This window comes from Nocardia sp. NBC_01329 (assembly GCF_035956715.1).
In the GTDB taxonomy this organism is placed as follows: domain Bacteria; phylum Actinomycetota; class Actinomycetes; order Mycobacteriales; family Mycobacteriaceae; genus Nocardia.
On sequence record NZ_CP108381.1, the window covers coordinates 2,875,828 to 2,891,974 of the forward strand.

Annotated in this window: 18 protein-coding genes; 14 read left to right on the plus strand and 4 right to left on the minus strand. The window is 67.0% G+C overall.

Annotated features, from left to right (window positions below; translation table 11 throughout):
* Positions 1 to 13 precede the first annotated feature (13 nt).
* The 3 genes from mbp1 to OG405_RS12975 all read left to right on the plus strand — a co-directional run bounded on the left by mbp1 (position 14) and on the right by OG405_RS12975 (position 2,336).
* Positions 14 to 256: a microaggregate-binding protein 1 gene (mbp1, locus tag OG405_RS12965; protein ID WP_327151882.1), complete on the plus strand. Its 243-nt coding sequence runs from the start codon at positions 14 to 16 to the stop codon at positions 254 to 256.
* Between the two features lie 173 nt (positions 257 to 429).
* Positions 430 to 1,122, plus strand: coding sequence for a PhzF family phenazine biosynthesis protein (locus OG405_RS12970; RefSeq protein WP_327151883.1), 693 nt, complete (start codon positions 430 to 432; stop codon positions 1,120 to 1,122).
* A 140-nt stretch (positions 1,123 to 1,262) separates the two neighbouring features.
* Positions 1,263 to 2,336 carry a transglycosylase SLT domain-containing protein gene (locus OG405_RS12975; protein ID WP_327151884.1) on the plus strand — a complete coding sequence of 358 codons (1,074 nt, stop codon included), beginning with the start codon at positions 1,263 to 1,265 and terminating at the stop codon, positions 2,334 to 2,336.
* A gap of 323 nt (positions 2,337 to 2,659) precedes the next feature.
* Here OG405_RS12975 and OG405_RS12980 read toward each other — a convergent pair whose 3' ends face one another.
* On the minus strand, positions 2,660 to 3,964 hold the full coding sequence (locus tag OG405_RS12980; protein ID WP_327151885.1) for a cytochrome P450: 1,305 nt from the start codon (positions 3,962 to 3,964) through the stop codon (positions 2,660 to 2,662).
* 295 nt (positions 3,965 to 4,259) lie between these two features.
* On the opposite strand from OG405_RS12980, the gene OG405_RS12985 reads away from it, so the two are divergent.
* From OG405_RS12985 to OG405_RS13030, 10 genes are all read left to right on the plus strand, one after another.
* The gene (locus OG405_RS12985; RefSeq protein ID WP_327151886.1) at positions 4,260 to 4,943 is read left to right on the plus strand and encodes a TetR/AcrR family transcriptional regulator; all 684 of its coding nucleotides are present in this window, start codon (positions 4,260 to 4,262) and stop codon (positions 4,941 to 4,943) included.
* A gap of 138 nt (positions 4,944 to 5,081) precedes the next feature.
* Complete coding sequence (locus OG405_RS12990) at positions 5,082 to 6,284, plus strand: ABC transporter substrate-binding protein (protein WP_327151887.1); 1,203 nt, start codon at positions 5,082 to 5,084, stop codon at positions 6,282 to 6,284.
* Entirely contained in the window at positions 6,281 to 7,156 is an 876-nt protein-coding gene (locus OG405_RS12995) for a branched-chain amino acid ABC transporter permease (protein WP_327151888.1), read from the plus strand. Before OG405_RS12990 ends, OG405_RS12995 begins: the two co-directional genes overlap by 4 nt.
* Positions 7,156 to 8,148, plus strand: coding sequence for a branched-chain amino acid ABC transporter permease (locus OG405_RS13000; RefSeq protein WP_327151889.1), 993 nt, complete (start codon positions 7,156 to 7,158; stop codon positions 8,146 to 8,148). The genes OG405_RS12995 and OG405_RS13000 overlap by 1 nt, the downstream gene beginning before the upstream one ends.
* A gap of 5 nt (positions 8,149 to 8,153) precedes the next feature.
* Positions 8,154 to 8,945, plus strand: a complete 792-nt coding sequence (locus tag OG405_RS13005) for an ABC transporter ATP-binding protein (RefSeq protein ID WP_327151890.1) — start codon at positions 8,154 to 8,156, stop codon at positions 8,943 to 8,945.
* A 64-nt stretch (positions 8,946 to 9,009) separates the two neighbouring features.
* Positions 9,010 to 9,711, plus strand: coding sequence for an ATP-binding cassette domain-containing protein (locus OG405_RS13010; RefSeq protein WP_327151891.1), 702 nt, complete (start codon positions 9,010 to 9,012; stop codon positions 9,709 to 9,711).
* Positions 9,711 to 11,342, plus strand: a complete 1,632-nt coding sequence (locus OG405_RS13015; RefSeq protein WP_327151892.1) for a class I adenylate-forming enzyme family protein — start codon at positions 9,711 to 9,713, stop codon at positions 11,340 to 11,342. The genes OG405_RS13010 and OG405_RS13015 overlap by 1 nt, the downstream gene beginning before the upstream one ends.
* Positions 11,335 to 12,186: a mycofactocin-coupled SDR family oxidoreductase gene (locus OG405_RS13020; RefSeq protein WP_327151893.1), complete on the plus strand. Its 852-nt coding sequence runs from the start codon at positions 11,335 to 11,337 to the stop codon at positions 12,184 to 12,186. The genes OG405_RS13015 and OG405_RS13020 overlap by 8 nt, the downstream gene beginning before the upstream one ends.
* Before the next feature lie 200 nt (positions 12,187 to 12,386).
* Entirely contained in the window at positions 12,387 to 13,055 is a 669-nt protein-coding gene (locus OG405_RS13025) for a hypothetical protein (protein WP_327151894.1), read from the plus strand.
* Positions 13,056 to 13,544: 489 nt separating this feature from the next.
* Positions 13,545 to 13,988: a MarR family winged helix-turn-helix transcriptional regulator gene (locus OG405_RS13030; protein WP_327151895.1), complete on the plus strand. Its 444-nt coding sequence runs from the start codon at positions 13,545 to 13,547 to the stop codon at positions 13,986 to 13,988.
* A gap of 87 nt (positions 13,989 to 14,075) precedes the next feature.
* Here the strand turns inward: OG405_RS13030 and OG405_RS13035 are convergent, their stop codons facing one another.
* Entirely contained in the window at positions 14,076 to 14,309 is a 234-nt protein-coding gene (locus tag OG405_RS13035; RefSeq protein ID WP_442790706.1) for a hypothetical protein, read from the minus strand.
* A 17-nt stretch (positions 14,310 to 14,326) separates the two neighbouring features.
* Here OG405_RS13035 and OG405_RS13040 point away from each other — a divergent pair, with 17 nt between their 5' ends.
* Positions 14,327 to 14,983 (plus strand): hypothetical protein, encoded by a 657-nt coding sequence (locus tag OG405_RS13040; protein ID WP_327151897.1) that lies wholly within the window; start codon positions 14,327 to 14,329, stop codon positions 14,981 to 14,983.
* Between the two features lie 42 nt (positions 14,984 to 15,025).
* Here OG405_RS13040 and OG405_RS13045 read toward each other — a convergent pair whose 3' ends face one another.
* Positions 15,026 to 15,352 carry a histone-like nucleoid-structuring protein Lsr2 gene (locus OG405_RS13045; protein WP_327151898.1) on the minus strand — a complete coding sequence of 109 codons (327 nt, stop codon included), beginning with the start codon at positions 15,350 to 15,352 and terminating at the stop codon, positions 15,026 to 15,028.
* A 383-nt stretch (positions 15,353 to 15,735) separates the two neighbouring features.
* Positions 15,736 to 16,110 carry a WDGH domain-containing protein gene (locus tag OG405_RS13050; protein ID WP_327151899.1) on the minus strand — a complete coding sequence of 125 codons (375 nt, stop codon included), beginning with the start codon at positions 16,108 to 16,110 and terminating at the stop codon, positions 15,736 to 15,738.
* Between the last annotated feature and the right edge of the window lie 37 nt (positions 16,111 to 16,147).

The window sequence follows — 16,147 nt, forward strand, 5'->3', positions numbered from 1 at the left end:
GGAGGTAGATATCGTGGCCGAGAATCGCACTGGCCCCCGGGAAGGACTGGAAGGCGCCGTCGAGGGCGTGAAGGGCAAAGCCAAGGAAGTCGCGGGCACCGTGGTCGGCAACAACGACCTGCGGGACGAAGGTATCGCCCAGCAGGACAAGGCCGAATCGCAGCGTGAGGTCGCGCAGAAGGAAGCCGAGGCCGAGAAGGCACGCTCCGAAGCCGACGTGCAGGAACTGCGGCAGCGTTCACACCAGGGTCGATAACACCGTCCTCCGCACAGCGGTCCCGCTCCGCTCGTCTCGATGACGTGGGCGGGTACAACCGGCCGACGGTGGCCGTTCCGGCCGGATGCCCGGGCGGCTACCGTCGGCGCCCCAGTCGGGCCCGCGGCCCGGCCTCACGGAGGCGAGTGGCACATCCGAGTAGCCTCGGCCTCGTGACTGCTGAAGCGGAGGGTGGTACGCAGGTCGAGGTTGTGCGGGTCTTCACCGACGCCGCCGGGCAGTGGGGCAACGCCCTCGGCATCGCCCGGGCAGGCGATGTGGAGGGAATCGATCATCGAGCACTGGCCGCGCGGCTCGGGTACAGCGAAACGGTCGTCGTCGAGCCCCCAGCGGGCGGTATCGCCCGGATGCGCATCTACACACCGGCCGTCGAACTCCCCTTCGCCGGCCACCCCACCGTCGGAACAGCCTGGTGGCTCGCCGATCAGGGCACCCCGGTCCGAACCATCGAGGTCCCCGCCGGTCCCGTGGCCGTAGCCGCGACCGACGGCCTCACCTGGGTACGGGCCAGAGCCGAATGGGCACCCGATTTCACCTTCCACGAATTCGACGACCTCGAACTCCTCCGCACGCTGCACCCCGCCGACTTCGACAGCGGGCAGCATTACGCCTGGGCCTGGACCGACCGGGCGCGCGGCACGGTACGTTCCCGGATGTTCGCTCCCGCCATGGGCATCGCCGAGGACGAGGCCACCGGCGCCGGCGCCATGGCCCTCACCGCGCGCCTCGAACGCGACCTCGAGATCATCCAGGGACAGGGCTCACAGCTGTTCACCCGGCACGACCCCGGCGGCTGGGTCCACCTGGGCGGGCGCGTGGCTCCCGATCATCCCGTCGTGCTCTGACCCACATGCGAACGACCCCCTCGAACCGAATCCGGCCATCGCGGAACACCTGAGGGACGGACAGATCCGTTCCCACACTCGGGAAGATCAGATAATCGACGTGTGTCGACGTCGTCTGCCCCGGTGAGAGCGAGGCACGAATGAGCCCCAAGGAGACCAAGCGGATCGGCGATCTCCATGAGCTCCCGGCCTGTGCGCCCGACTATTTGAAAGCTCTGCTCGCCATCTCCGAGGGAGTCCTCCACGACCAGGTCGAATTACTCGGGACGGGGAAACCGTTCGAGGTGCCCGATGTGTACGAGCTGCTGCGCGAGCAGGGGATCACCGACCCCGAGGATCAGGGGACGATGATCGACAAATACAACAAGCACAAGACCGAGGTCGACAAGGTCAAATCGGATTACCGCGACAAGGACGACGGCGTACTCGTGGAAACCTCCGACGTCAGCTCGAGGGTCAACGCTGCCTACGATGTCATCGAAACCTCGGTGGGCGAGCTCAACCTGAAAATAGACGCCGCTCGCGAGGCAGTCATCACAGCGACCGACGAGGACACAGGCGTTGTTACGAAGACACTGCCCAAAGAGTGGGAGGACATCGTGTTCACCGCGATCGGGGAAACGTTGAAAACGACGTTCGAAGAGGTAGAAGAAGTCTCGGACCAGGCGGCAGGCGCAGCACGCAAGATCACCGGCAACGAGCCGAGCTATACCCCCACATATCGGACAAACGGCAATTTTGCGCCTTCGTCGAACACCATTTCGGAATTCTCGTCTGCTTACGCTTCGGCTGGTGACGGCGGAGGCCCGGTCACCAGCACCTCGGGTGTACCGACCGTAGACCCGCCCGGTGAGGTGAAGGAGTGGATCGCTGAGGCGATCGAGGTGCTCCGCCAGAACGGCTACGACGTCAAAGACTCCGACGCTGCCATCATCGCGAAGATGATCGAGAAGGAATCCAGCAACAATCCGAACGCGATCAACCTGTGGGACAGCAACGCGAAAAAAGGAACACCGTCGAAGGGGCTGATGCAGACGATCGACCCGACCTTCAATGCCCACAAGCTGCCCGGTCACGACGATATCTGGGATCCGGTGGACAACATCTGCGCGGGCGCCGCCTACGCCATAGACCGGTACGGTTCGCTGAGCAATGTACCCGGGATCGTCAACTTGTCCGATAGCAACGCCAATACCGGATACGTCGGATACTGACCGTGTCGCTTCGACCTGCACGCCCGCTTGCTCAGCCCGTCGACAAACGCGGCTGAATTACACCACGGCATGGGATAGATCGTCGACGCTCTGACCGCGGGCCGCGTATCGACTTTCACATCGCTACGACAATTCACCGATCTCGAACCGCGCGGCGGCGAGAAGCAGGTCGGTCTCGACGATTTCATGATCATCACGTACGACGCATGAACCCGGAGACGAACCCTGCGTCATATCGACTGGCAGAGCTTCGCGGACCACGCAAATCGGTGAGCTGCCCACGTTCAGCGAGTCCACCCCCGGGCACAGGACACCGGTGTGGGTCAACCAGCGGGCTGATGGCTCCGGACACGCGGGCCCGTATGCGCGGGAAGGTGTTCGTAGCCGTGCAGGGTGAACAGCGGCCGCCGCACAGGCGGATCGGTCAACCGCAGATCCGGGAACGTCTCGAACAGACCGCGCAGCGCGTGCGCGGCTTCCATCCGCGCCAACCCCGCGCCCAGGCATACGTGGATTCCACTGCTGAAGGACAGGTGGCTCTTGGCGTTGTCCCGGGTGATGTCGAACCGGGACGGGTCGGTGAACACGGCGGGGTCGCGGTTCGCGCCGGCCAGTGACAGCACAACGGTCGAACCCTCGCGCAGCCGGACACCGCCGACCTCCAACGCGGTCCGCGTGGTGCGCGCGGTGGATTGCACCGGCGGGTCGATTCGCAGGATCTCCTCCACCGCGTTCGGCCAGAGTTCCGGTTCGGCTCGCAGCCGGTCCAGCTGGTCGGGGTGGCGGAGCAGCCAGACGATACCCTTGCCGATCAGGTTGACCGTGGTTTCGAAACCCGCCGCCATCAGCAGCGTCGCCGACGCGCACAGTTCGTGGGTGGAGAGGTCCCCCGCGGTGACCAGGCTACTGAGGACATCGTCGCCCGGTTCGACGCGCAGGCGTTCGATGTGCTCGGTGAGGTACCGGTGTACCCGCTCGGAGGATTCCATCGCCCGCTGGTGGGTCCGCCAGGAGATTCCGAGGTCCAGCAACGGGCTGATGTCATCGCCCCAGCGCAGGAACATCTCACGGTCGGTGTCGGGAAAGCCGAGCATCTCGGAGATGATGGCGATGGGCACCTGCGCGGCGTATTGCGCCACCAGATCGGTGGGCCCGTCGTCGGGGAGCGCGGCGAGGAGTTCTTCGGTGACGGTCTCGATCCGGTCGCGCAGCCGGGCGACCGCGCGCGGGGTGAAGGCGGTGGTGACCGGTTTACGCATCCGAGTGTGCTCGGGCTGGTCGATCACCAGCATCGACGGCGCGTCCACCGGGCTCGGCGGCAGGGGCCGGCGTTCCAGTGCCCGTCGCACGGGCGGCGGCGTACCGAACACGGTCGGGATTCCGACGCCGAAACGGTTGTCGCGCAAAATGTCCCGAACCAAATCGTGATCGAAGGCCGTCCACACCGGAAGCGTCCGCCGCAACCCGCCGTCGCCGCGCATCTCCTCGATCAGCGCGTACGGATTCTCGATTCCCTCAGCGCCGCAGTTCAACCGCGCGAACAGATCACCGCGCCGGAGCCCGGCTTTTTTGAACAGGAGGATCAACGCGTGATTGTTGACCCAGCGATACACGTACTGCGGTTTCATCGAGCCCCTCCATCGTCGATCCGTCATGTCCTTCGGACATCACGGATATCACAGGTCCCGCGGAGCCTGCCGGAAGGATCTCCGGTCCGCCGCGGCTGGTGAAGCATCGTTCGGAGCGTGCACATCGCCGACCGGTTCGTCCGCGCCGACCCCTCGGCGCCCGAACAGAATCGGCACGACGCACCGGCGCAAGCCGGGACGCGCTGTGGTCGTCGCCGTCCCGCCCCGAGTCGTTACAGGGACGGGCGTGCCCGACTCCTCGACAGCGGTCGATGCCGAGGGTATGCATTAGCACGTGGGTAACCGCCGAGACCAGATCAAGAGTGTAGCCGCGCAACTCTTCGTCGAGAACGGAGTGGCGGGGACCAGTGTCCGGGATATCGCCGAGGGTGTCGGCATGCTGTCCGGCAGCCTCTACCACCACTTTCCGTCCAAGGACGCGATCGCGTTCGCCATACTCAGCGATTTCCTGATCGATCTGAACTCTCGCTACCGATCGGTGCTCCCCCATGTCAACGGGATGCGCGAAGAGTTGCGCGCGCTGGTCCATTCGTCGATCGAGATCGCCGAGGCGCACCCGTACGCGACCGAGATCTACCAGAACGAGAAGTCGTATCACGGTCCCGGCGCGCCCGGGGAAATCGCGGACGCGGTCCGCGCGGCCCACACCTTCTGGATCGATGCCGCGACCAGGGCGAGTACGTGTGGTGAACTACGCGCCGGGCTGGATCCGGTCGAGTTCGCGCGAATGCTGCGCGAAAGCGTGTGGTGGTCGATCCGCTACCACCGGGACCATCTCGCCGAGCGGCGGGACGAGGTGACCGACACCGTGGTGGCGGCATTCGTCGACGGCGGCGCCGCGCCGGACTTGCGCGGGGGCGTAGGCCCGGGGAGCGCCGATCGGACGATCGCCGACCGGCTCGACCGGATCGAGCGACGGCTGGAAGAACTGTCGAATGCCCTGATCAACGAGACGTAACGGGATTCGTGGCGCTCGGGCGCACAGCAGCTCGGCGCCGGAGTCGCGGCAACCCATTGACAGACACAGTGGCGCAGGCCACACTATCGAGCATTCGCTTGGTTGAAACCAAGCGTTCGCTTGATTGGTGGTGGTCCCATGAGACGTGCCCGGGTTCTTTCCTGGGTACTGGCCGCGGCTCTGATGCCGGCGGCATGTGCCCAGGTCCGCGAGCCGGTGGACGATTACATCGTCATCGGTATGGACGAAGATTCGACCGGTCCGGGAGCGTCGTATTCGACGATCGCCGGTGATACGGTCCGCGCCACAGTGGATCGGCTCAATGCCGAAGGCGGGATCGACGGCAAACCGGTGCGGCTGGTGGTGGAGAACGACGAGAGCAGTCCGACGAACACCCCCTCGATCATCCGGAAACTGGTCGACCAGGGCGCCGCCGCCGTCATCCTCGCGACCGGTAGCGGATCGGCCCTTCAGGCCAAACAGATCTCGCAATCCACCGAGGTCGTCACCATCGCACCCACCGCACTGACCGACGCGGTCGCCGGTCCCCCGGGCAACGAGTTCGCGTATATGGTGCCCAATCCCCTGGCTCAATACGCCGACGTCTACTGCGGCGCCTTCGCGGCGCAGGGCAAGAAACGGCTCGGCGTGATAGCCGATTCCAGCCCGGCGATCGCCGGAATCCTCGCCACGCTCTCGCCGAAGCTCAACGAGTGCGTCGATGTCGTCGGCACTCAGAAGGCCGCCGTGGACACCGCCGATCTCACCGCCGGGGTCAGCCGGCTGCTCGACAGCGATCCGGATGTCGTACTGGTCGCGAGCGTCGGCGGGAATTTCGAACTGCTCGCGCAGAACACCGTGCACAGATTGGCGCCCGGCCTCCAGCGGTTCTCGCTGGCGTCCATCGGCAATCAACCCCAGTCGTGGAAACTCGCCGCGCCCGGCTCCCTCGACGGCCTCGTCTACATGGGCAGTCTCAGCGACGACAATCCGCGCACCGCGGCCCTGCAGAGCTGGTTGCGCACCGTGAAAGGCCCCGACTACTCGCTGACCGCCTACGACGCCCAAGCCTACGACTCGGTGATGCTGCTCGCGCGGGCGATCGAACTCGCGGGCACCCATACCGATCGGCACCGCCTCAACGAAGCGATGCAGCAGGTCCGTGGCCTGCCGGCGAGTTTCGGCCAGTCACCGCTCACGCTGTCGTTCGCGCCGGACGATCACATCGCCCCCGATTCGGCCTGCGGACTGGTGCTCATCGAGTTCGGAGCGCGCAATGTACCCACCGGCCCCTGGCCGCAGTACCAGCCGGAGTGCACCCCGAAAGGAGCCGGTCGATGAGTGATCCGCAGTTGTGGCTCGCCGCGGCCGAGATCGGCTGCTTCTTCGCCCTCGTCGCCCTGTCGATCTATCTGGTCGTGGTGGGCGCCTCGTTCTTCAACTTCGCGGCGGGCCCGTACGCGATGGCCGCTGCTCTGCTCGCCGGGTACGCGGGCGCCCACTGGGGGGTGCCGATCCTGCTCGGCGCGCTACTGGGAATCGCACTGGCGGTGGGGATATCACTACTGACCGAGATCGTCGTGGTCCGGCCGGTGCAACGGCGTTCCGGAGGTGCCGAACTCCCCGCCCTGGTCGCGGTCACCGCGACACTGTTCGCCATCCAACAGCTGGCGGGCACGATCCTCGGCCGGACCCCGGTCTCGGTCGCGAACCTGGTGCCGGTGCCCGATTTCCGGGTGAGCTCGGTATCGGTTCAGGGCACGACGGCCATCATCATCGTGGTCACGGTGGTGGTACTCCTCGCCACCGTCGTCTGGCTCCGGACCACCAGCACGGGTCAGCTGCTTCGGGCCGTCGGTGACAACCACGAAGCCGCGCGCATGATCGGCGTGAACGTCGCGCGGGTCCGGTTGTGGGCGTTCGGTATCTCGGGGGCCGTCGCCGGGATCGCGGGAATCGTCTTCGCGGCCAAATCCGGCGCGCAGTTCACCAGCGGATTGTCCTGGACGCTGACCGGATTCCTCGCCCTGGTCGTCGGCGGCACCGGCAAACCGTGGGCGCCGCTGATCGGCGGGCTCGCGCTCGGCTGGGTCCAGGTGTTCGGCAGCTTCTACTTCGGCGCGACCGGAAGCTCGGTCGCGATATTCCTCGTCGCCCTCGTGTTCTTCGCCTTCCGGCCCGAAGGCCTGTTCCAGCGAAAGGTGCGTGTGTGATGACCACCGCCGTGATCACGACCACCAGGCCCGCGGCCCGAACCGCGCTCGGTGAGCTGGGAATATGTCTCGCTGTCGTCGCCGTGGTGCTGCTCTGGATGGGCCCCAGCCTGTACCGCCAGGACCTCGTCTTCCTTGCCGCCACCTACGCATTGGTGGCCTTGGGGATGTACCTGCCCTTCGTACTGGCGGGCTCACTGTCCATGGCCTACAGCGCCTATGCCGCCATCGGCGCGTACGCGGTGGCCTATCTTTCGGTGAAGCAGAACCTGTCGCCGTGGTGGGGCTGGCTCGCCGGAATGCTCGTCGCCGGCGCGGTCGCCCTGGTGCTCGCGATCGCGACCAGGAAACTATCGGGTTTCTACCTGGCCGCGGTGACTCTGCTCTTCGCCATCGCGTTCGAGCACTGGCTCGGTGACGCCACCACGATCACCGGCGGTGCCTCGGGTATCTCCGGTATTCCGGTGCCGTCGCTGTTCGGCTGGGATCCGCCGCGTTACGCGCAGGTGGTGGCTGCCATCGGTTTCGTCTGTGCGATCGCGGTCATGATCGACCGGCTACGCCGATCGGCCTGGGGACTCTCGCTTTCCGCCGCCCGGGAGAACGCGCCGGCGGTACAGTCCACCGGCATCTCCCCGACGCACCTGACCGTGGTGGCGCTCACCGTCGGCGCGGCGATCGCCTCCACCGGCGGCGCTCTGTTCACCGTGTCCGTCCAAGCGGTGACGCCGGAGACCTTCGGTCTGGACCTGGTCTTCCTCGCCATCTTCATGCCGATCATCGGTGGCCGCGGCTCGGCGTGGGGCGCTCCACTCGGCGCGTTGATCGTTGTCGGTGTCACCCTGAACATGCCCGGGTACCAGGGCTCGGGTGAGTTGCTGCTGGCCGTGGTGGTGCTGGTGATCCTCCTGCTCGCACCCGGCGGCGCCATCGGCTGGGTACACCGGATCCTCCAGCGGTTCACCTCATCCCGGAATCAGAACAGGAGGTGACGACGATGTCCCCCATCGCTGCCCCGGCGCTGCTGTCGGTCACGGGGCTGACCAAACACTACGGCGGTGTCACCGCCGTGGACAATGTGAGTTTCGAGCTGCCCCCGGGCAGTGTCCTCGGCCTGGTGGGCCCCAACGGCGCCGGAAAGACCACACTGGTCGACTGCATCGTCGGCACTCAATCCCCCAGCGCGGGTGCGGTCGAACTGGAGGGTCGCGTCCTTCGTCCCGGACCCGCGGTACGTGCCCGGGCGGGGCTCGCCCGCACCTTCCAGCACCCGCAACTGGCACTGGAACTGACGCCGGTCGAGAACATCGTGCCCGGTATCGTCGGCCGGTCGATCGGTTCCTACGGCGCCTCGCTGCGCGCGCTGTTGCGCGGTCTCGCCGGCACACCCCGGGCGGTACTGGACACAGCGGCGGAGGTGGCCCGGGAGTACGGCGTCACCACCGAGCGGGTGCCCACCGGCAGTCTCGGCCTCGGCTCCCAGCGCCTTGTCGAAATCGCCCGCGCCATGGCCGCCGACCCCCGGGTCCTGCTCCTGGACGAGCCGTTCGCCGGCTCGGATACCGAAGGGATCGCGGCGATCTCCCGCGCTGTCCGTCAGGTCCGCGATGCCGGACGTTCGGTGGTCCTGATCGATCACAATGTCGACCTGATCGCCGAACTCGCCGATTCGGTGGTGCTGCTCGCCGACGGCGCGGTGGCCTTCACCGGCAGCCCGCAGGACTGTATGCGCAGCACCGAGATGCGCTCCGTGTACTTCGGCACCGATCCCGCCGAGGAGGCCCGATGACGCGAAACCTACGTAAACCCTCCAGCATCCGCGGACCGCACGCACCCGCTTCGAAGGAGACTCCATGATCACCACCCAGGGGCTCACCGTCCGGTACGGCGGTGCCGTCGCGGTCCGGGATGTGGCGCTCGAAGCCCGCGCCGGGGAAGTCACGGCGCTGGTCGGGCCGAACGGTGCCGGAAAGTCGAGTCTGCTCTCCGCACTGTTCGGCAGTACACCGGCAACCGGTGCGATGGCCCTCGACGGCACCGAACTCGGCAAGGCTCCGGCCCAGAAGCGGCTCCGCGCCGGAATCGCGTTCGTCCCGCAGGGACGGCAACTGTTCCCCCGCCTGACGGTACGCGAGAACCTCGAGATCGGCGCCCGCCTGCTCGGCGCCCGAAACGACGCTCTCGGTCCGGCTTTCGAGCGATTCCCGATTCTGGCGACCCGTTCGCGGCAACTCGCGGGCGTTCTCTCCGGTGGCGAACAACAGATGTTGCTGCTGGCCCGGGCTCTGCTGGGCCTTCCGCGAGCATTGTTGCTCGACGAGATGACCACCGGACTCTCACCCAAGATATCCGGCGAACTGCTCGACCATGTCCGCGAACTGGCGGATTCGGGCATCACCGTGGTCGTCGCCGAACCGGCACTGCACCGCGTGTCTCGTATCGTCGACCGCGGGTATGTCATGATCCGCGGCTCGCTGTCGGAGCCGAAGAGCGACGCCGCCGAGCTCGACACCGCCTATCGAGCGTCCATGGGGATGCTCGAGGAAGCCCTGTGATGCCACGAGCGCACCTCGCCGATATCGCCGGCGCACCCGAGTTCACGGCGGACCCGGAGGCGTTCACCGGCTACTCGGTCAGCGACCTGGTCCGCCATCGGGCCGCTACCCGCGCCGACGATCCTGCCTACATCAGCCCGTCCGGGATCACCACCTGGGCCGGGTACGACGAGCTCGCCGACCGGATCTGCGCAGCACTGCGCGCGCTCGGGGACATCCCCGCGGCAGCGGTGTACCTGCCCGATACGGTGGAGTTCCATGCCGCGCTGGTCGGCGCCTACCGGGCCGGTGTGCTGGCCGTCGCCGTCGGTGCGCGATCCGGTCCGGCGGAACTCGCTCATCTGATGTCCGCGTCCGGTGCGACCGTGCTGGTGACCACCAGCGACAACCGGGGCCGTCCGGTCACGGAGCTCTTGGACGAATTGCGCACGCGCGATGCCACTCCCGGCCGGCTGGTGCTCGTCGACGGAACCGGCGTCGCCACGGTGACCACCGGCGAGGGCGAACCCGCGGTGCGCAGCCGTCCCGCGGGGTCGGCGGAATTCACCGTGGACGATATCTGCCTGCTCAACAGCACATCCGGGACGACAGGCCGGCCGAAACTGGTGATGCAGACGCAGCGGAGGTGGAGCACTTTCGCGGCGATCGCCTGCCGTAACGCCGCAATGCACTCGCAGGAGGTCGTCGCCGCGTTCGTGCCCGCTCCCTTCGGTTTCGGGCTGTGGACCTCGCATTTCCTGCCCGCGCTGCTGGGCCGCCCGGCATTGGTGATGCCGCGGTTCGACCCCACCGTCGCCATCGATCTGATGGCCGAACACCACGCGACGATTCTCGCCTGTGTGAGCACCCAGTTCCGGATGATGCTGCAGCTCCCGGACCGGGCGACGGCACGTGCCGAGGCGCTGCGGGTCATGTTCACCGGCGGTGAGGCCGTACCCTACGCCGAGGCCGAACGTTTCGAAGAGGCCACGGGGGCGCTGGTCCTGCAGTTCTACGGTTCCAACGAAACCGGAGCGGCGAGCGCCACCACAGTCGACGACGACAAGCCGACCCGGCTGGGCACCGGTGGCCATCTCATCGGTGAGATGAACGTCCGGATCGTCGACGACGGGACGGGTGACGGTGGTCCGGGTGTCCGGCGCGGGCAACCGGCGGTGCGTGGACCGCTCATGTCCCCCGGCTACTGGAACGACGACGCGGCGAATACCGAACTGTTCACCGAGGACGGGTGGATCCTGCTCGGCGATATCGTGGAGGTCGACGCGACCGATCGGCTGCGGGTGGTGGGCCGCCTGGCGGATCTGATCATCCGCGGCGGTAAGAACATCTCCGCAGTCGAAGTGGAGGATTTCGTCCGGGAGCATCCGTCGGTGGAAATGGTCGCGGCGGTCGGGGTGCCGGATCCGATCTTCGGCGAACGGCTGTGCGCGGCGGTCACCTTGGCCCCGGAAGCCGGTCCGCTGACACTGACGGAGCTGAACGCGTGGCTTCGCGGGCAGGGAATCACCCGGGAGTACCTACCCGAACGCCTGCGCGTGCTCGACCGGATGCCCCTGGCTCCGGGCGGGAAGATAGCAAAAGCTCAGGTCAAGCAATTGGTCGAGCTCGAGACAGGAGAGGCCGATGTTTGACGATACGACCGGCGGCGATCTCGGCGGCCGCACCGCGATCGTGACGGGTGCCGCGCGCGGACAGGGTCGCGCTGTCGCGCGGATGCTCGCCCGGCGCGGTGCCACCGTCCGGCTCGCCGATCTGTGCGCGCCCGGCGATACCGCCCCTTACCCGCTGGCGACGCGAGACGATCTCACCGAGACGGCCCGGCTGATCGAGAACGACGCCGGAGTGTGCTACTCGTCCGTACTCGACGTCCGGGACTCCGCCGCCGTCACATCCTTCGCCGATGATGTCGCCGCGGAATCGGGATGTATCGATATTCTCGTCACCTGCGCCGGCATCGTCGGATTCGGGCCGACCATCGAACTCACCGATGCCATGTGGGCCGATATGCTCGCGACGAACCTGACCGGAACTTTCCACTGCGTCCGGGCGGTCCTCCCCCATATGCTCCCCGCCGGGTCGGGCCGGATCGTCGCCATCTCGTCGATGAGCGGACGCCAGGGAACCCCGAACCTCGCCCATTATTCGGCGTCGAAATGGGGCGTGATCGGGCTCGTCAAGTCCGTGGCACTCGAATACGCGGAAAGCGGGGTGACAGCGAATATCGTGTGCCCCACCAATGTGGATACACCGATGCTGCACAACCCGGCTCTGTATTCGTTGTTCGCCCCCGATCTCGAGAACCCGGCACGAGAAGATGTCGAGGAACGCTACGCGCGGATGAGCCCCATGCGTATCCCATGGTGTCCACCCGAGGCGATCGCCGACGCGGTCGGCCATCTGGTCGGTGAATCCGGACGTTATGTCACCGGATCGGTGCTGGATGTAGGGCTCGGCGCGACTGCCCGTATGCCGTGAAACCTGGTCGAGTCGTGATCGCGGTCAATTGCGCCGGATCGGGCACGCGATCAAGACCGTCGGCAAACAGGGCGCGTTCCCGCCTGCCGATCTCACCGAGGTTCGGCCAGGCCGCCGCCCGACGGCGGTCCGGCGGGACGCCGGGCGCTGACGGGCTGACCGCGGGCCGAGTTGTCGGGTGGCATCGATAGTCTGCCGGAATGGTCAGAACGGATCCGGCACTGCGGCGACTGCTGCGCGAAACCGCGAAGTTGCTACAACCGTACGGCTTCGACGGCACCGAGGCCCCCTGGGTGCGAGTCGAGCCGGACGGCGTCGCGTCCGTCGGGCGCACCCGAGTGTCGCGTACCTGGGCCGACGGTCAGCAGGTCCTGAAGTTCGGCCTGCATCTCGATGCCACTCCCAGGGCGTGGTGGGAATTCGGCAACTGGCGCAACGCACAGCACGGGCTGCCGCCGATACCGCTCGAGAAGGCGAGCGGCCCGGATCTGATCGACGACCACGGTCTGCCGGAGCAGCTCACCCGGCCCTGGTCCCTGCGGGTCGATCCCGGCCAACCGAGCGGGCACGCCCTGCAGGCCGATATCGACGCCATCCGCGCCGAACTGCCCCGGCGGGTCCACGCCTACGCGCGCCGGGCGATCATGCTGGCCGAGCCCGAGCGCTACCTCGACGAACTCCTGGCTCAACCGGGCGAACGGATCGGAACGCGAGAGGCGATCGTCGTCCTGCTCGCCGACCGCGGACCCGGGCCCGAACTCGACGAGGCGATCGATCGGCTCCGGGCCTGTTTCTCGCACCGAACGGCGTCCCCCTTCGCCGAAGAGGTCATCGCGTTCGCGCGGATCAGGTCCACCGCCATCGTCTAGCTTCAGGAGGCCGAGCAACTATCCGCCGGGTCTCGCGGTCGGCTTCGCCGGGTCGAGCGAGGTGCGGCTGACACTGCAACGGCTCACTTGGATCTCGAGCTGGTCGAGTGCTACTGCATGCGGATGCGCTGCCCAGCGGAAGCACCGCGACGACGGGTGACCTATGCGGATGCTCGCTCCAGTTCGCCCGAAACATGAACGCGAAGGTGCTCGCGTAGACGACGTGCAGCGCCGTGCGGGTCCGGCTGCCGAACCACGTTGTGCTCGCTGAAACTGGGAAGCGGCCTCAGTCCGACGTACTGCTGCGTGAGGTGGAACGCGCTGAGCACGTCGTCGACACCAGGTAGTTGCGACCTCCGCAGGCCGCCACGACCATAGGCAGGGCCGGGCCCGAAGAACTTTCCGTACCTCATAGACGTCGTCGACGTATCTCTTGAGGCTTGGCGGGGTCGCGAACCGGGACAGAGCACGTGAGGATTGAATCGACCGATGGACGACGCCGATGCGCAAGCACTCAACCAAGCGATCCGGCTCCTGAGCCTGCGTCATCGCGCCCGCGCTGCCGAACTCTTGGCTCCGCTCGGACTCAGCACCGGCCAGGAGGCATTGCTTCTGCAACTCTCGCACTCCGGAGCGACGATTCAGGCACAGCTGAGCAACGCACTGGGTTGCGAACCGCCGAGCGTAACCGTGATGATCCGGAAACTCGAGGCCAAGGGCCTGGTCCGACGGGGTCCATCGCCTATGGACAAGCGCGCGACCCTGGTCGAGTTGACCGATGACGGCCGGACCCTGGTGGGAAAGCTCGGAGTGGTCTGGCGTCGACTCGCCGATGAGACCGTCGCCGGCCTCGACGAAAACACCGCTTCCGAACTCCCCGGTCTCCTGATGACCCTCACAGGAAACATCGACAGCCGCTACCGGGTCGAATAAGACGACCGACCTCAGATGCGCTCGTCGTCTCAGCATCCGCCCAGACGGCGGGCTGCCGAAACTGCATGCGATCGACCGCGACCGGGATCAGCGGCGCAACAACCGTCGCATCCGGGCACGCACCCGAGCGAATCGCGATTCCGGCTCCGCGAGTTCGACGGCCTCCTCTGCGGCCACCGCCTGCGCGAAACGGGCCTGCAACTGCTCCCGGACCTCGTCCGGAGTGTAGGCGCGACGGCGGCGTTCGGCGCGCACCACCACCACACCCGTGGCCACCACACCGGCAGCTCCCGCCAAACCCAATACCTTCCACCACCTCATGCGCATAGGCTACTTCCATGGCGGGTGCGGATCTCGATCTCGACCGGGCTGTCGAGATCACCAGGACAGGCGATATCTGGTTGTTCCGTGGGCATTCCACGGCCGACCGGATGATCCGGATGACGACCAACAGTCCGGTCAACCACGTGGGCATGTCGGTGGTGATCGACGATCTCCCCGCGCTGATCTGGCACGCGGAACTCGGTCGGTCGCTACCGGATATGTGGTCGGGCAGCGCACACCGGGGCGCCCAGTTGCACAATCTGCGCGACGCGGTGATGGTCTGGGCGAACCGGTACGGCCAGCAGGCCTGGCTACGGCAGCTGGAGCCGCCCGCCACCCGGGAGATGGAGGACGGCATGCTGCGCACGGTCGCGCGGCTCGACGGCACACCTTTCCCGTCGACGGCGGCACTGGCCGGACGCTGGTTCCGGGGGCGGGTCCGCCTGCCGCGCCGCCGCTCCCGCCCGCCTGCTGCCCGGGAGGTGGAGAACGCCTATTGCGCGGAGATCGTGGCGGCCACCTACCAGGCCATGGGGCTGCTACCGGACACCCGAAGCCCCGACTGGTACGACCCGGGCCGATTCTGGAGCGGGGATCGCTTGCGGCTCAACGGCGGTCATACTCTCAGTGGCGAGATCGCCGTACACGCACCGCCCGACCCGGCGAACTGATCGCCGCCGGGAACGGCCGGCCGCACGCGGATCGCCCGAGTGCTAGCCTGCGGCGCGCTGATAGGCGTCCAGCACGGCACCGGGGATACGGCCGCGGTCGGGGACCTCGTGCCCGTTGCGCCGGGCCCACTCCCGCACCATTTTCGCCGATTGCGGCCGGTCCGGTGTCTGCCCCTTCACGCGGCGCGTCCTGCCGACTCTGCGCGCGAACGGTATCCATTTGTCCAGGGCAGCGCGGAATTCCCGCGCGTTCACCTCGGAGAGGTCGATTTCGTACAGCAATCCGTCGACGCCGAACGGCACCGTCTCCGCCGCAGCGGATTCGCCGTCCAGATCATCGACCATCGTGACAACTACTCTGCGCGCCACACCCACGTCCCTTCACTCACTAACACCACCGGCCGACCCGGCACGCGACACCGTACTGGCCCCACCCCTCAATAACGCCTCAGAAACGCTGAGAAACCAATGAGAAAGAGGCACTTGGACTCTCGTCCGACAACCGATGCCCCCGGCCGTGCACGGGCGCGGGTGCCCGGCCGGACCGGGAACATGTCGACGCCGTCGTTTCCGGCGGTGTTCCCCACCACCGGTCGCGATGGCCACCACCTCGGCGGATATCCGCCACAGCCGGGCGATCGATCTCGCATGCCGCGGCGGCTCCGTCGCGACTCGACCTCCCGGTGTCGGCATCGTGACGGCCCCGCCGGGCTCGGACGAGTCGGCAGCGGCTCGCCGGCCGATATCGCCGATCAAGCTGTGGGCCGGCCACCGATGTCCGGGCGGGCCTGCGCCTTCAGGAAACGGAACATCCGGTCGGCCGCCTCGTGCGCGGTATGCCCGTCCCACACCACCGGCACCTGCCGTTCGGGTATCCGGAACAGGCCCCAGTGCCGAATCCGGTAGTGGTTCGCGATCTGGCCCGTCGGCAGAGTCGCGTACACGACGAACCAGCCACCGCCGAAGCAGAGTTCGCCGTCGCTGTGCCGGATGCTCTTGTGGACGTCGTACCGGCCGCCACCTGCCCATTCGTTGAACACGAGCGCGTTGTACAACATCCGGTAGCGGTACAGCTCGGCGAATGTGTGGACACCGTCGCTGATGTTCTGGTCGGTCTCGAAGTACACGCCGCCTCCCGGTGATCACTGTGATATTCGGACGGAT

What these genes read in the sequence shown, in the direction of transcription:
- OG405_RS12975 (WP_327151884.1), top strand. Translation starts at nt 1,263, where the DNA reads ATGAGCCCCAAGGAGACCAAGCGGATCGGCGATCTCCATGAGCTCCCG.
- OG405_RS12980 (WP_327151885.1), bottom strand. Translation starts at nt 3,964, where the DNA reads ATGAAACCGCAGTACGTGTATCGCTGGGTCAACAATCACGCGTTGATC.
- OG405_RS12990 (WP_327151887.1), top strand. Translation starts at nt 5,082, where the DNA reads ATGAGACGTGCCCGGGTTCTTTCCTGGGTACTGGCCGCGGCTCTGATG.
- OG405_RS12995 (WP_327151888.1), top strand. Translation starts at nt 6,281, where the DNA reads ATGAGTGATCCGCAGTTGTGGCTCGCCGCGGCCGAGATCGGCTGCTTC.
- OG405_RS13000 (WP_327151889.1), top strand. Translation starts at nt 7,156, where the DNA reads ATGACCACCGCCGTGATCACGACCACCAGGCCCGCGGCCCGAACCGCG.
- OG405_RS13005 (WP_327151890.1), top strand. Translation starts at nt 8,154, where the DNA reads ATGTCCCCCATCGCTGCCCCGGCGCTGCTGTCGGTCACGGGGCTGACC.
- OG405_RS13010 (WP_327151891.1), top strand. Translation starts at nt 9,010, where the DNA reads ATGATCACCACCCAGGGGCTCACCGTCCGGTACGGCGGTGCCGTCGCG.
- OG405_RS13015 (WP_327151892.1), top strand. Translation starts at nt 9,711, where the DNA reads ATGCCACGAGCGCACCTCGCCGATATCGCCGGCGCACCCGAGTTCACG.
- OG405_RS13020 (WP_327151893.1), top strand. Translation starts at nt 11,335, where the DNA reads ATGTTTGACGATACGACCGGCGGCGATCTCGGCGGCCGCACCGCGATC.
- OG405_RS13025 (WP_327151894.1), top strand. Translation starts at nt 12,387, where the DNA reads ATGGTCAGAACGGATCCGGCACTGCGGCGACTGCTGCGCGAAACCGCG.
- OG405_RS13030 (WP_327151895.1), top strand. Translation starts at nt 13,545, where the DNA reads ATGGACGACGCCGATGCGCAAGCACTCAACCAAGCGATCCGGCTCCTG.
- OG405_RS13035 (WP_442790706.1), bottom strand. Translation starts at nt 14,309, where the DNA reads ATGAGGTGGTGGAAGGTATTGGGTTTGGCGGGAGCTGCCGGTGTGGTG.
- OG405_RS13040 (WP_327151897.1), top strand. Translation starts at nt 14,327, where the DNA reads ATGGCGGGTGCGGATCTCGATCTCGACCGGGCTGTCGAGATCACCAGG.